At 71.8% G+C, this 14,208-nt stretch carries 14 protein-coding genes; 10 read left to right on the top strand and 4 right to left on the bottom strand.

Annotation, left to right across the window (positions count from 1 at the left end):
• Positions 1-30: 30 nt before the first annotated feature.
• The gene (locus IH45_RS0133110) at positions 31-1,044 is read left to right on the top strand and encodes an ABC transporter substrate-binding protein (protein ID WP_234440768.1); all 1,014 of its coding nucleotides are present in this window, start codon (positions 31-33) and stop codon (positions 1,042-1,044) included.
• A 133-nt stretch (positions 1,045-1,177) separates the two neighbouring features.
• Positions 1,178-2,590: a hypothetical protein gene (locus IH45_RS0133105; protein ID WP_050515351.1), complete on the top strand. Its 1,413-nt coding sequence runs from the start codon at positions 1,178-1,180 to the stop codon at positions 2,588-2,590.
• A gap of 78 nt (positions 2,591-2,668) precedes the next feature.
• Here the strand turns inward: IH45_RS0133105 and IH45_RS0133100 are convergent, their stop codons facing one another.
• Positions 2,669-3,862, bottom strand: a complete 1,194-nt coding sequence (locus IH45_RS0133100; RefSeq protein ID WP_050515350.1) for an MFS transporter — start codon at positions 3,860-3,862, stop codon at positions 2,669-2,671.
• A gap of 221 nt (positions 3,863-4,083) precedes the next feature.
• Between IH45_RS0133100 and IH45_RS0133095 the strand changes: the two genes are divergently transcribed.
• Positions 4,084-4,632 carry a TetR/AcrR family transcriptional regulator gene (locus tag IH45_RS0133095; protein WP_030677143.1) on the top strand — a complete coding sequence of 183 codons (549 nt, stop codon included), beginning with the start codon at positions 4,084-4,086 and terminating at the stop codon, positions 4,630-4,632.
• 1 nt (position 4,633) lies between these two features.
• Here IH45_RS0133095 and IH45_RS0133090 read toward each other — a convergent pair whose 3' ends face one another.
• Positions 4,634-5,143, bottom strand: a complete 510-nt coding sequence (locus IH45_RS0133090; protein WP_030677141.1) for a DUF1453 family protein — start codon at positions 5,141-5,143, stop codon at positions 4,634-4,636.
• A gap of 109 nt (positions 5,144-5,252) precedes the next feature.
• Here IH45_RS0133090 and IH45_RS0133085 point away from each other — a divergent pair, with 109 nt between their 5' ends.
• The 3 genes from IH45_RS0133085 to IH45_RS0133075 all read left to right on the top strand — a co-directional run bounded on the left by IH45_RS0133085 (position 5,253) and on the right by IH45_RS0133075 (position 7,340).
• Positions 5,253-5,870: a TetR/AcrR family transcriptional regulator gene (locus tag IH45_RS0133085; protein ID WP_030677131.1), complete on the top strand. Its 618-nt coding sequence runs from the start codon at positions 5,253-5,255 to the stop codon at positions 5,868-5,870.
• An 80-nt stretch (positions 5,871-5,950) separates the two neighbouring features.
• A complete protein-coding gene (locus tag IH45_RS0133080; protein ID WP_050515353.1) occupies positions 5,951-6,625 on the top strand; it encodes a GNAT family N-acetyltransferase in 675 nt (224 codons plus the stop codon).
• A gap of 157 nt (positions 6,626-6,782) precedes the next feature.
• Entirely contained in the window at positions 6,783-7,340 is a 558-nt protein-coding gene (locus IH45_RS0133075) for a DUF4232 domain-containing protein (protein ID WP_030677109.1), read from the top strand.
• 61 nt (positions 7,341-7,401) lie between these two features.
• Here the strand turns inward: IH45_RS0133075 and IH45_RS0133070 are convergent, their stop codons facing one another.
• Together IH45_RS0133070 and IH45_RS0133065 are read right to left on the bottom strand one after the other, a co-directional pair.
• The gene (locus tag IH45_RS0133070; protein WP_030677107.1) at positions 7,402-8,544 is read right to left on the bottom strand and encodes an NADH-quinone oxidoreductase subunit D; all 1,143 of its coding nucleotides are present in this window, start codon (positions 8,542-8,544) and stop codon (positions 7,402-7,404) included.
• Positions 8,545-8,581: 37 nt separating this feature from the next.
• Positions 8,582-9,601 carry an SAM-dependent methyltransferase gene (locus tag IH45_RS0133065; protein WP_030677104.1) on the bottom strand — a complete coding sequence of 340 codons (1,020 nt, stop codon included), beginning with the start codon at positions 9,599-9,601 and terminating at the stop codon, positions 8,582-8,584.
• A 231-nt stretch (positions 9,602-9,832) separates the two neighbouring features.
• Between IH45_RS0133065 and IH45_RS0133060 the strand changes: the two genes are divergently transcribed.
• The 4 genes from IH45_RS0133060 (at position 9,833) to IH45_RS0133045 (ending at position 14,125) form a co-directional block, all read left to right on the top strand.
• Positions 9,833-11,044: a sensor histidine kinase gene (locus IH45_RS0133060; RefSeq protein ID WP_107058765.1), complete on the top strand. Its 1,212-nt coding sequence runs from the start codon at positions 9,833-9,835 to the stop codon at positions 11,042-11,044.
• 260 nt (positions 11,045-11,304) lie between these two features.
• Positions 11,305-11,991, top strand: coding sequence for a response regulator (locus IH45_RS0133055; RefSeq protein WP_030677097.1), 687 nt, complete (start codon positions 11,305-11,307; stop codon positions 11,989-11,991).
• A 210-nt stretch (positions 11,992-12,201) separates the two neighbouring features.
• On the top strand, positions 12,202-13,239 hold the full coding sequence (locus tag IH45_RS0133050; protein ID WP_030677093.1) for a methyltransferase: 1,038 nt from the start codon (positions 12,202-12,204) through the stop codon (positions 13,237-13,239).
• A gap of 178 nt (positions 13,240-13,417) precedes the next feature.
• Entirely contained in the window at positions 13,418-14,125 is a 708-nt protein-coding gene (locus tag IH45_RS0133045) for a glycoside hydrolase family 75 protein (RefSeq protein ID WP_030677090.1), read from the top strand.
• Positions 14,126-14,208 lie beyond the last annotated feature (83 nt).

Below are 14,208 nucleotides of genomic sequence, written 5' to 3'. Positions count from 1 at the left end.
CTCTTCTTTCCTCATGGATGGTGAACCGGTATGAACCAGGACTCGAACAGCCAGCACCACAGCCATCGGCCCGGCCGCGGCCGGAGACCGGCCCGCGCCGTGCGGGCGGCGCTCGTCGCGGGCACCGTGGTCGCGCTGGCGGGCGGGCTGGCCGCCTGCGGGGGAAAGAGCCTGGAGGAGAAGGGCGGCGCGCAGAGCGGCGGCGGTAAGGGCGACATCGTCATCGGCTCCGCCGGATTCACCGAGTCGAAGGTGCTCGCGGAGATCTATTCCAAGATCCTTAACGACGCGGGATACCACGCCACGGTCAAGACGCTCGCCAATCGTGAGCTGTACGAACCGGCGCTGGAGAAGGGCCAGATCGACGTCGTACCGGAATACGCCTCGACGCTCGCCGAATTCCTCAACGCCAAGAAGAACGGCCCCGACGCGAAGCCCGTCGCCTCCAGCGACATCGACAAGACCGTCGAGGCCCTGAAGGCGCTCGCCGGACCCCGCGGACTGAAGGTGCTGCCGGCCGGTGCGGCCACCGACCAGAACGCGTTCGCGGTGACCAAGGAATTCGCCGACCGCAACCACCTGAAGACGCTCTCCGACCTCGGCCGGTCGAAGCAGAAGATCAAGCTGGCGGCGGGCGAGGAGTGCGAGACGCGGCCGTTCTGCAAGCCGGGCCTGGAGAAGACGTACGGCATAGACGTGGCGGGCATCGACCCGAAGGGCGTCGGCACCACCCAGGCCAAGCAGGCGGTCAAGGACGGCACGGACCAGATGGTGCTGACCACGACGACGGACGCCACGCTCGACAACTTCGGCCTGGTGCTGCTGAAGGACGACAAGAAGCTGCAGAATGCCGACAATGTGCTGCCCGTGGTGAATGCGAAGAGCGCCGGTGACAAGGAGATCGAGACGGCTCTCGGCAAGCTCACGGACAAGCTGACGACCGCCGACCTGATCGACCTGAACCGCAAGGTCGACGCGGAACGGCAGAAGCCGGCGGATGTCGCGCGCGCATATCTGGAGTCGAAGGGACTGGCAAAGAAGTAACCACCATGAAACGAAGCGGCGGGCGGGGCCCCATAGGTCCCGCACGCACGGTAAGTTTCAGGCCATGCCACGAGGACGCCACCGCCATTCGCCACCCCTGCACCGGCTTCTTCCCCCCGTAACGGTCGCCGGTGTGTCCCTAGCCTGCGCCTCGGGTGTCTGGTTCGTCGGTGATGACCTGGTACAGGGCGCTCTCGCCACGGGCGCGGCGGCCGCCGCGGTCACCGGCTCCGTCCTGCTGCGCGCCTGGGACCGTACGGCCGGCAAGAGCGTCGCCGACCTGAAGAACGCCCGGGTGCGGGACGAGTGGAAGACCGACGAGCGGATAGCCGAGCTCGAAACGGACCTGGAGGAGTCCCGCGAGATACGCGGCAAGCTGGACACCAAGCTGCGGTCCAAGCGGGCCGAGCTGGCCCGGCTGCGCAGTGAGCACGCCGAGCTGCTGCGCCGCTACGCCACCGCCGAGACCGAGCGCGCCAGCGCGCTGGAAGGCCGCCGACTGCTCGCCATCGAGGCCGGCACGCCTGCCGGAGAGCTCACGGCCGGGGCCGGCCCGGACGGTGTGCCGGGCACGCTCACCACGGTGATGTACCACCGGGCGGCGGAAGCGCTGCGGCAGCTGCCGCGCAACGCGGCCCGCCAGGCCGAGCGCGTACAGGCCCGGGACGGTGAGGACGGCCAGGGGAATCCCGCGGCGGCCACGGAGCCTTCGGCCGCGCAGGGCCGTACCCGTACGGCCGCCGCCTTGGAGATGGGCGGTTCGGAGCTGGGGGGCTCGGAGGCGAGCGGTTCTGAGCTGGGTGGTTCTGAGCTGGGCGGTTCTGAGCCGACTGGTTCGGGTCCCGGTGGTTCGGGTTCCGATGGTTCGAGTTCTGACGGTTCGGGCCCCGGCGGTTCGCGGGCCGGTGATCCCGTGGTCGCCGCCGGTGAGGGCGCTGATGCTGCTTCCGGCAGCGACGGCCCCGGTGGTGACCTGGACTCCGCCGATGCCGACGCCGACGCCGATGCAGACGCGCGGGACGCCGGGCGGCAGACCGCGCTCGCCCGGACGGCGCCGAACCTGCGGCCCGTACCGGCCGCCGCGGCCGTCGTCCCGCCCGTACAGGCGCCGCGGCTGCCCGCTTCCCGGGAGCAGGGCGGTTTTGACTTCTTCGGTACGGCCACGGGCACCGGCGCCGTACCGAACGGGGCGTCGCCGACCCGTCCGGGTACGGGCGTGCCGTCGGCCGTGCCGTCAGCCGTGCCGCGGCGCGTGAAGCCGGCCCGGCAGCTGGAGGAGGACCTGGCCGACGTGGTCGGGGACGAGGCGGTCGCCGAACAGTCGGCGCGCGGTCGGGGCCGTACGACGGATGACGTGCGGGCCGAGAACGGTCAGAAGACCATGGGCGGTCAGAAGGCCACGGACGGTCAGAAGCCCGGCGCGGATGGGGCCGGCAAGGCGGCCGAGTCCGAGGACTCCGGTGACGGTGAGGTCATCGACCTGACCGCGCACGACGAGACCGAGCAGATCGACCTGGTGGGGCTGCGCAGCGCGGTCTCTTCCTGACCGTTTCCGTATGCGCCCGGTGCTGGTGCCCCTCCCCCCATACGGCGGGGGACCGGCCCACTGCCGGGCGCATCCGCGTTACTCCCGGCGCTGTCCGACCGCCGTCAGTACGGCCGCGACCAGCGTGAATCCGGCCGCCAGCCACGGCAGACGGGCCGCCCCCATCGTTTCCACGCCGATGCCGCCCAGGCCGCCCGCCAGGGACACGGCGAGGTAGATCGCGGCCGCGTTGAGGGAGACGACCACGGCCTGCGCCTGTGGGGCGAGCGCGGCGATCCGGTGCTGCTGTGGGGTGGTCACCGAGAACGACACCCATCCGGACACCGCCACCGCGATCAGCGCGGCGGGCAGCCACTCCCGGCTCAGCGGTACGAGCGCGAAGACGACGGTCAGCGAGAGCGCGGCCCCGAGGATCACCCGCCGCGGGCCGAAACGGTCGGCCAGGTGCCCGGCGACGAGGTTCCCCGCCGTACCGGTGACGCCGAAGACCAGCAGCAGGACCGCCGCCAGGCCGGTGTCCGTGCCGCCGCCGTCCGCGCCGCGGCCGAGCACGGGCGCGTAGACGGCGCTGATGTACTCGAACGGGATGTAGATCCCGACGAATACGACGACGGTGATGACCAGCGCGTACAGGACATGGCGGTCCGCCAGTGGGGCGAGGCGGCGGCGCAGGCCGCGCGGGGTGTCGATGCGGACGCGGGGCAGGCGGGCGGCGAGCAGCGGTACGACGAGCAGGGGCAGGGCGGTGACCAGCCACATCGTGGTGCGCCAGCCGTACGCGCCGCCGACGGCGGTGCCGAGCGGCGCCCCGAGGACCAGCGCGGAGGTCAGCCCGGTGTTCACCAGCGCGAAGGCCCGCCCGCGTGCCGCCTCGCCCGCGAGGGCGGCGGCGGTGGCCGAGGCGTTCGGGGTGTAGAGCGCGGCGCCGGCCGCCGCGACGACGCGGGCGGCCAGGGCCAGCGGGTAGGTGGGGGCGAGGGCGGTGGCCGCGTTGCCGAGTGCGAAGACGAGCAGCGCGGTGATCAGGACCGTACGCCGCGACCAGCCCGCGGTGAGCGCCGCCAGGAGGGGCGAGAGCAGCGCGTAGCCGATGGCGAACGTGGTGACGAGCTGTCCGGCGGCGCCGAGGCCGATGTGCAGATCGGCGGCGATGTCGGGCAGGACACCGGCGATCACGAAGGCGTCGGTGCCGACGACGAACGTGCCGAGGGCGAGCACCACCCCGTGGAAGCGCCAGCTTCCGGCGGCAGGTGGGTTAGGCGGGGCAGGCATGGCAGGCGGAGCAGGCGAGGTAGATGGGGCAGGTGCGGGAGGCAGGACGGGGGAGGTGGGTGCGGTGGGCGCCGTGGGTGCGCACGACGGCGGATGGGACGCGCTGTTGCGGGGCATGCGGTCTCCGGCTCAGGAAATGGTACCGATCGGTACCGTCTGCTGGGATGGCGAGACGGTACCGATCGGTTCCATCCGGGGTCAAGGTTGGTTATCGTGGCCGCATGCCGACCAACGCCAGGGAGCGGCTCGTCAGGGCAGCCGAAGACCTCTTCTACGCCGAGGGCATCCGTGCCGTCGGCGTGGAGCGGCTGCTCGCCACCTCCGGGGTGGGTCGGGCCTCGTTCTACCGGCACTTCGCGAGCAAGGACGACCTGGTCGTGGCCATGATCGACGGGTATGGCCGGCGCTGGTTCGACTGGCTGCACGCCGCGGTCGCCGAACGCGGCGGCACGCCGCTCGCCCTCTTCGACGCCCTCGCCGTGCGCTTCGAGTCCGACGACTACCGCGGCTGCGCCGCCATCAACACCATGGTCGAGATCGCCGACCCGGCCAGCGCCGCGCACCGCGCCGCCGCCGCCCACAAGGCCACTTTGACCTCGTACGTCGCCGAACTGCTCACCGGCGCCGGCTACATCCGCGGTACCCGCGAACTCGCCGAGCAGCTCGTCCTGCTGATCGACGGTGCCCAGGTCACCGCCCTGCGCGAGCGTTCGGCGGCCCCCGCCCGCCGCGCCAAGGCGGTGGCGGCCGCCCTGCTCGCGGCTGCCTGACTCATCGGAAGCGGCGGACCAGGGAGTCGAGCGGGCTCCGGTCCGATGTGGGCGCGAACGGCGTGCCTGTCCTGCGCGCGCGGAAGTAGATCAGCAGCGACTCGCCCAGGAAGCTGACGCCGATGGTGAGCTGGGTGGGGCGGGCGTACGGGTGCATGCCCATGTGCTCGGCGAAGACGCCGTAACCGGCGGAGACCAGCAGCGATGCGATGACGACGGCGAACGTGCGGCCGGTGTAGCGCTGCCACAGGGCGCCGTCCTTCTCGCCGAGGTGGACCAGGCGGCCGCGTACGGCGCCGAGCGCGAGGCCCAGGAAGGCGCCCGGGATCACCCAGGCGAGGTCGGTCCCGGTCACGTTGTCGGCCTTGGCGACGAAGGTGATGCCGAGTGCGGTCAGGACGGCCGGGCCCGCGAACAGCTCGCGGACGTTGACCGGCTCGCCCTTCAGCCGCTTCACGATCACGAGGACGAGGACCGCGGCGATGAGCGCCGCGAGCAGCCAGCCGTTCATGGTTCCCCCTGGGTGGTGGGCGTCGTAGATCGCACCAGTAGTTAGGTCGGCCGTTTTAGCTCGACCGGGCTAAAAAACAATTTAGCGCGGTCGTGCCACAATGGCCACCATGCCGAAGATCGTTGACCCCGGGGCCCGCCGCCGGGCCGTCGCCGACGCCGTGCTGCGCGTGATCGGCCGCGAAGGGGTGGAAGGCGCCTCGCTGCGCAACGTCGCCGAAGAGGCCGGGCTGGCCATCGGGTCGGTACGGCACTACTTCCACGACCACGACGAGCTGCTGCTCTTCACCATGCGCGAGCTGAGCACGCGCATCGACGGGCGCGTACGCACCCACGTGGACCGCCTGCTCGATCCGGCGGCGCGCGCCGAACGCCCGGCGCGGGTCGAGGAGCTGATCGGCGAGTTCCTGGCGCTGGACGAGGAGCGGCGGCAGGAGGCGGTCCTGTGGATGGCGTTCTGCGGGGCGGCCCGTATCCGCCCGGAACTGCGGGCGTGCGCGGTGGAGATGGAGACCGGCCTGCGCGACCTGCTGGCGCGGGTGCTGCGCGGCGCGCAGGAGTCCGGCGCCCTGCCCGCCGACCTGGACGTGGACCTGGAGTGCCTGCGGCTGTCCGCCCTGCTGGACGGGCTGAACCTGAGGGCGATGCTGGAGCCGGAGTACGTCACTCCGGAAGCGCAGCGGGCGGTGCTGCGGCGGCATCTGCAGGGGCTGAGGGTGCCGCGGTAATCGGCGGTGATCTGCGGTAATCCGGGTTGACCCGCGGTAATCCGGTCGACGGGCTGCCGTACCTTCGGCAGCATTCCGTCATGGCAGACAAGGAAGAACCGCAGCCGGAGCACGGGTTCCGCTTCTGGCCCCCGCACGGCATCCGCATCCGCACCCCGCGTCTGGAACTGCGCCTGCCGGACACCGCGCTGCTGGACGACCTCGCCGCGGTCTCCGCGGACGGTGTGCACGACCCGACGGAGATGCCGTTCAGTGTGCCCTGGACGGATGGTTCCCCGGAGGAGCGCGGGCGGAGCACCTTCCAGTACCAGCTCGGCTTGATCGCGGAATGGCGGCCGGAGCGCTGGGCGTTCGGCCTCGCCGTGATGCGGGGCGGCAAGCCGGTGGGCCTCCAGGAACTCGCCGCCGCCGACTTCGGCGTGACCCGGGAGGCGGAGACCGGCTCCTGGCTGGGGCTGGCCCACCAGAACCAGGGCATCGGTACGGAAATGCGCGCGGCCGCCCTGCACTTCGCCTTCGAACGGCTCGGCGCGCACGCCGTGACGTCCGCCGCGATGACGGACAACACCCGGTCCCTGGCCGTCTCGCGCAAGCTCGGCTACGTACCGGACGGGGTGAAGGTCATCGCGGTGCGCGGGGAGGCGCGGACGTTGCGGCGGCTGCGGCTGGACCGGGAGCGGTGGGAGGCGCACCGGACGGTGCCGGTCGAGGTGGCGGGGTGGACGCAGGAGTGCCGGGAGCTGTTCGCGGCATGAGGCGGCGGGCCGTACGGTGCGGCGGGACGTTCGCGTACGGGTACGCTGGCGGCCGAGTTGACCAGGGCGCGGCGCGCGCCGTACGGGACGCGCGGGCGCCGGGCGGGCGCGGGGGTGGGCAGTGGCCGGAACAAGCACCGGGAGAGCGGCTCGGCCGGTGACGCGGACGGCCCTGGCTGCCGCCCTCGCCATCACGGCGCTCGCTGGAGCCGGCTGCTCGTCGGCGTCCGAACCGAAGGCGCAGTCGGAACCGAAGCCCACGGCGAAGCCCTCCAGGACCGCGCCCGCCTGTCCCGAGGACGGTGTCGTCATCAAGGGGCTGCCGGTGGACGCCGCCATGGGCACCCGCGCGATGGGGATCACCCTGACCAACTGTGGCACCCGCCCGTACAAGATCAACGGCTACCCGGGCGTCCGCGTCCTCGACGAGCACCGCAAGCCGCTGGACGTGAAGATCGCGCACGGCTCGGACATCGTGGACGACGTCGGCCCCGAGCCGCTGACGCTCAAGCCGGGCGAGCACGTCGAAGCCGTACTGATGTGGCGCAACCGGGTCACGGACGTGACGCCCGCCGTGAACGGCGCGTACCTGGCGCTCACACCGGCCGAGAGCGGCGGCCGTCCGCAGACGGTGCGCGAACTGATCGACCTCGGCACCACCGGCAAGCTGGGCGTCACGGCGTGGCACCGGGAGGGGCCGAAGCCGCGCCGGTAGCGGGGAGGAGGCGGGCGGGCGACCGCGCGGGCCCGTACGGAGCCTTCCCCGCCGCTGTCACCTACTTGTCGATGTCGCCCACCACGAAGAACAGCGACCCGAGAATGGCCACCATGTCGGCGACGAGCGTGCCCGGCAGCAGCTCGGCCAGCGCCTGGATGTTGTTGTACGACGCCGAGCGCAGCTTGAGGCGGTACGGGGTCTTCTCGCCCTTGGAGACCAGGTAGTAGCCGTTGATGCCGAGCGGGTTCTCGGTCCAGGCGTAGGTCGCGCCCTCGGGGGCCTTGAGGACCTTCGGCAGGCGCTGGTTGATCGGCCCCGGCGGCAGGTCGGCGATCCGGTCCAGGCAGGCGTCGGCCAGGTCGAGGGAGTTGTGGGTCTGGTCCAGGAGGCATTCGAAGCGGGCCAGGCAGTCGCCCTCCTCGCGGGTGACCACCCGCAGCGTGTCCCGGAGATCCGCGTACGCCAGGTACGGCTCGTCGCGGCGCAGGTCGAAGTCGACGCCTGAGGCGCGGGCGATCGGCCCGGAGACGCCGTACGCGTGCACCGCCTCGCGGCTCAGTACGCCGATGCCGCGGGTCCGGCCGCGGAAGATCTCGTTGCCCAGGACCAGCCGGTCGAAGACGTCCATCCGGGAGCGGACCTCGGAGACGGCGTGCCGGGCGCGCCCGAGCCAGCCCGCCGGCAGGTCCTCCTTCAGGCCGCCGACGCGGTTGAACATGTAGTGCATGCGCCCGCCGGAGATCTCCTCCATCACGTTCTGCAGCTCTTCGCGCTCGCGGAAGGCGTGGAAGACGGGCGTGATGCCGCCCAGTTCCAGGGGGTAGGAGCCGAGGAACATCAGGTGGTTCAGGACCCGGTTCAGCTCGGCGAGGAGCGTACGGGTCCACACCGCGCGCTCGGGGACCTCCATGCCGAGCATCCGCTCCACGCCGAGGACCACGCCCAGCTCGTTGGAGAAGGCCGACAGCCAGTCGTGGCGGTTGGCGAGCATGATGATCTGCCGGTAGTCGCGTGCCTCGAAGAGCTTCTCGGCACCGCGGTGCATGTAGCCGATCACGGGCTCGGCGTGCTGGATGCGCTCGCCGTCCAGGACGAGGCGCAGCCGCAGCACGCCGTGCGTGGAGGGGTGCTGCGGGCCGATGTTCAGCACCATGTCGGTGCTCTCCGCCGCGCCGCCGATGCCGACCGTGGTCTCCGTCATGGGGACAGTCTCGCAGCTCGCCGGCCGCCGCCGGCCGTCACCTGGTGAGCAGTCCCGTACAGCTGCCGCCGACCGGTTGCAGCAGCCAGCCGAAGGAGCCCAGGCCCGCCGGGTCGGTCAGCTCCGCCGCCGCGCCCGCCGCGCCGAGGGCCCGTACGTAGGCGGCCGGGTCGCTGGACGCGAGGGACAGGGGCGGGCGGCGGCCGTCGATGCCGAGGGCGTGCAGCGCCTGCCGCTGGGAGAGATGCTCGGCGCCGGGGCCTGCGCAGGCGTCCAGGGCGACATGGGCGGTGATGTCGCAGGTGCCGTCGGGTACGGGGTGGACCTCGCGGCCTTCGCGGAAGCCGGTGAGCGTTCCGTAGGGCGGGCGGGCGTCGCGGGAGTGCGCGTAGTCGGCGGTGACGGCGAGCCCGGCGCGCAGGGTGCGTACGGCGCGGGACCAGGCTGCGTCCCGGGGGTGGCCGATCTCGGCACGCAGCCCGGAGGCGGGGGCGTGGTCCGGAGCGCAGTCCGGCAGCGGCCACCACCGGGCGAGCCAGTCGGCGTCCGCGCCGGTCACCGGGGCGCCGAGCCGTTCGGTGCCGTCCGCGCGGACCAGTACGAGCCTGGGCACCCCGTCCCCGTCGGTCTCGGCGACATCGACCGGGACGTTGTCCAGCCACTCGTTGGCGAAGAGCAGGCCCGTCAGAGAGCCGGGCGCGGGCAGCTCGGGGAGCCAGGTGACACGCTCGTCGAGACCGGCGGGCCGGGGGGCGCGTTCGACGGCGTACGGGCGCACGCGGGCGCACACCGGTTCGGGAAGCGCCGCCAGTACGCCGGTCAGCAGCTCGCCACGCCCGGCCCCCACGTCCACCAGCGCCAGGTCCGCCGGGCTCCCCAGCGCCGCGTCGACCCGGCACAGCAGCGTGGCCAGCGCCTCGGCGTACAGGGGGGATACATGCACGGACGTACGGAAGTGGCCGGCCGGGCCCGGCCCGTCGCCGCTGGTGTAGAAGCCGCCGGGGCCGTACAGCGCCCGCTCCGTCGCGTCCCGCCAGCCGCACCAGTCGTGTGTCACCGGACCACGGTACGCGGGGTGCGCGAGGTGTGCGGAGTGCGCGGGGTCGCGGGGTACGCGGGGAGACAGGATCGTCCTCCACCGCATCCGCGCCGCCCCGGCACGGGGGTGTGTCGCCACGACAGGGACCACGGTCCCGGGCCCGTCTCCACCTTGCGGAGTAGTCCCGTCCCCCAGGATCGCCCGTCCGGTTGACCCGTGCGCCAGTACGCTCTGCCTACGCTGGGTGACGTGCAGCGTCTCTACGACTTCTTCCGCAGGCATCCGACCGGTGTGGACACCTTCTGGGCGGTCCTCCTGTTCGGTGTCGGCTGCCTGACGCTGGTGGCGTCGGCGCCAACGCAGAGCGACCTGCGGACCGTCGCCGACGCGCTCGTCGATATCACGATGTGCCTCGTCGTGGCCCTGCGGCGCAAGGCACCCGGGCAGATGCTGCTGTTGACGATCGTGGTCGGGCTCTGCCAGGTCGGGACCGATGTGAAGCCCCGGCCGTCCAACCTGGCCATGCTGGTGATCATCTATACGGTTGCCTCGGGCACCCGGCGGTGGGCCTCGCGCACCGCCCTCGTCGGAGCGCTGCTCGGCCCGACCCTCGCGGCCGTCCGGTACGGCGGGGACGAGGCCCCGCACCGCAACCTCTGGCAGGGCCTGATCGCCATCGCCTTCCTCACCGTCCCCTTCGTGCTGGCGTGGGTGCTCGGCGACTCGGTCCGCACCCGCCGCGCGTACTGGGCACAGCTGGAGGAGAAGGCCGCCCGCCTGGAGAAGGAGCGCGAGACGCAGTCGCGCATGGCGGTGGCCGCCGAGCGCGCCCGGATCGCCCGCGAGCTGCACGACGTCGTCGCGCACAACGTGTCCGTGATGGTGGTCCAGGCCGACGGCGCCGCGTACGTCCTGGACACCGCCCCCGAGCAGGCCAAACAGGCACTGGAGACGATCTCCGGCACCGGCCGGCAGGCGCTCGCCGAGATGCGCCGGCTGCTCGGCGTGCTGCGCACCGGTGAGCAGCCCGAAAGCGGTGAGTACGTGCCGCAGCCCGGTGTGGAGCAACTGGCGGACCTGATCGACCAGGTTCGGGGGGCCGGGCTGCCGGTCGACTTCCAGGTGATGGGCGAGCCGCGCCCGCTGCCCAGCAGCGTCGAGCTGACCGCGTATCGCATCGTGCAGGAAGCGCTGACCAACACCCGTAAGCACGGCGGCCCGGACGTGGGCGCCACGGTCCGCCTCTCCTACCAGGACAGCGAGCTGGACCTGCTGGTCGAGGACGACGGCCGGGGCGCCCAGCACGAGCTGTACACGGGCGGCGGGGCGGACGGCCTCGGCCACGGCCTGATCGGCATGCGCGAGCGCGTCGGCATGGTCGGCGGCAGCCTGGACGCGGGGCCGCGGCCGGGGGGCGGGTTCCGGATCAGCGCGGTGCTGCCGTTGAAGTCGGGGCAGTGAGGGGGCGTTGTACGGGCCTGGTCGCCCTGGTTGTCCGGGGCGTCCTGGTCGTCGGGCCTGGTCGTCGGGCCTGGTCGTTCTGCCGTCTGCTCCGTCTGCTTCGTCTGGCGTCCTGTACGGCTTCTGCCCCGTACGGCTTCCGCCTCGTATGGCTTCCGCTTCGTCAGACGTATCGCCCTCCGTGCGTACCACCTGTCCGTACCACCTGTCCGTACCCTGTTGCCGCCCCTCCGTTGACCCGTTGAAAGGGACCTCCTGCCATGACTGTCCGCGTGATGCTCGTCGACGACCAGGTGCTGTTGCGCACCGGTTTCCGTATGGTGCTGGCCGCACAGCCCGACATGGAGGTCGTCGCCGAGGCCGGTGACGGGGTGGAGGCCCTGGAGGTGCTGCGGTCCACCAAGGTCGACGTGATCCTGATGGACGTCCGTATGCCGAACCTGGACGGGGTGGAGACCACCCGCCGGATCTGCGCGGGCGGCCAGAACGAGGACGCGCCGAAGGTGCTCATCCTGACCACCTTCGACCTGGACGAATATGCCTTCTCCGCGCTCAAGGCCGGGGCCAGCGGCTTCATGCTGAAGGACGTGCCGCCGAACGAGCTGCTGGCCGCGATCCGCGCGGTCCAGAGCGGGGACGCGGTGGTCGCGCCGTCCACCACCCGCCGCCTGCTGGACCGGTTCACGCCGATGCTGCCGGCGACCGCCGCGGAGCCGGCCCGCCCGGAGCTCGGACGGCTCACCGAGCGCGAGCGGGAGGTGCTGCTGCTGGTCGCGCAGGGCATGTCGAACGGTGAGATCGCGGCCCAGCTGGTGCTGTCGGAGGCCACGGTCAAGACCCACGTGGGCCGGATCCTCACGAAGCTGGAACTGCGCGACCGGGTGCAGGCGGTGGTGCTGGCGTACGAGACGGGGATCGTACGGGCCGGGGGCGGGGCGGGGGCGTAACGGAGGCTTCCGGGAGTGGGATGGGGACACGTAACGGAGGCTTCCGGGAGCGGGGCGGGGGCTGAACGGAGGCTTCCGGGAGCGGGGTGGAAAACGTAACGGACGCTTCCGGCGGTGGGGCTGGGAAGAACCATCAAAACCCGCCCTGAGCTGCGCAAATAGCCGATACTGGGAGGCGTGGACACACCGCCCAACGGTAGGAGCTCAGCCATGACAGCCACTCCCGTCAGCCCGTCGGCCACCTCCCATCCCCACTTCCCCGCGTCGCCGCTGCACGACCTCATGTACGGGCACATCTACGCGTCCGCACTGCGCGCCGTCGCGCTGCACGGCATAGCGGACCTCCTGGCCGACGGCGCGGCGTCCGCCGAGGAACTGGCCGGGCGTTCCGGCACCCAGGCTGTTCCCCTGCGCCGCATCCTGCGGCTGCTCGCCGCGCGCGGCCTGTTCAGCGAGCACGCGGACGGCACCTTCGGCCTGACGGAGGCCGGCGCGGCCCTGCGGACCGGGGTGCCGGGCTCCCGGCACGCCGGTGTCCTGCTGTTCACCGACGAGATGTACCAGCGGTCGGCCGACGGTCTCGTGGACACCCTCCGTACGGGACAGCCCGGATTCGACGCCGCGTACGGGGCCCCGTTCTTCACGCACCTGGCCGAGACGCCCGACGCGAGCCGCCTCTTCGACACCGCGATGACCTCGCTCACCGGCGGGGTGAACGAACTGCTCGCCGGGAGCTACCCGTTCCCGGACAACGGGACGGTCGTGGACGTGGCGGGCGGCCGGGGCGGCCTGCTCCGCGAGGTGCTCACCCGCTCGCCGGGCCTGACCGGGGTGCTCTTCGACCGGCCCGAAACGGTCGCCGACCATCTGCTCGACACCGCCGAACTGGCGGGCCGCTGGCGTACCGAGGGCGGGGATCTGTTCACGGCCGTACCCGAAGGCGGCGACCTTTATCTGCTCAAGAGCATCCTGCACGACTGGCCCGACGACGACTGCCTGCGCATTCTCGGCATCGTCCGCCGGGCCATGACGCCCGGTACCCGTTTGCTGGTGATCGACGCGGTGCTGCCCGCCGACGGAACGCCGCATCCGGCCTTCGCGCTGGACATCGTGATGCTCATGATGCTCCAGGGACGGGAGCGTACGGCCGCCGAATTCGAAGGTCTGCTGGACCGGTCGGGGTTCCGGCTGCGCCGTGTCGTACCGACTCCGGCGCTGGCCTCGGTCATCGAGGCCGAGGCGGTCTGATACGGGCGGATGGCCGGCGCCGGCCCGGTTTCCGGTTGTTGAACCTGGGGCGAACGGGCTTCGGCGGGCGTCGAGTTGAGGGGCGTCGAGTTGATGGGTGCGGGGTTGACGGGGGTGGGGGAGGGGAGGAGATTGGGCGGGCTCCGTAAGGAAACTTTCCTAACAGAGGAGTCCTCCTGTGCGTATACGTACCGTCGCCCTCGCCACCGCCGCCGGAACCGCGCTGCTCACCGCCGCGGCACTGCCCGCCACCGCCCAGCCGCCCACCGCCCCCGCCGCGAGCCGGCCAGGCGTGACCGAGGGGTCGGTCAGCGCCGCCGACCTGCTCGCCAAGGTCAAGAACTGTTCGCAGATATCCAACGGCAAGTACCGCACCGACGAGGAGACATCGGCGACCGTCCCGGTCTGCGGCAAGAAGAACGCCGTGTTCTGGAAGGCGGACATGGACATCGACTGCGACGGCCAGGTCACCGCCAAGTGCAACAAGGACACCGACCCCTGGTTCCAGCCGGAGACCCGTTGGAACCAGTCCAACGGCAAGCCGCTGAACGCGGAGAAGCTGCCGTACGTCGTCGTCCCCTCGGTCAGCGACATCTGGAACTTCGAGTCGGCGGGCATCAAGGGCGGCGGCGTGGTCGCCATCATCTACAACAACAAGGTCGAGTACGCGGTCGTCGGCGACTCCGGGCCCGAGAAGATCATCGGTGAGGCGTCGTATGCGGCGGCCAAGGGCCTCGGCATCGACCCCGACCCGGCCACCGGCGGCGCCGAATCCGGCGTCACCTACATCCTGTTCAAGAACTCCAAGGTGACCCCTATCGAGAGCCACAGCGAGGCCGTGTCGCGCGGTGACGCGCTCGCCAAGAAGTTCCTTCAGGAGAACTGACGGGGCGGCCGGGCGGGGGGGTGGACGGGGGCCGGCTGATTGGGAGAGCGGGCGGGGGCGGCTGGTTGGGAGCGGACGGGGCG

It is taken from the genome of Streptomyces rimosus subsp. rimosus (assembly GCF_000720725.1).
Taxonomy (GTDB): domain Bacteria; phylum Actinomycetota; class Actinomycetes; order Streptomycetales; family Streptomycetaceae; genus Streptomyces; species Streptomyces rimosus_A.
Note: the sequence above shows the minus strand (reverse complement) of the source record. Positions and strands in the feature narration are given on the sequence as shown.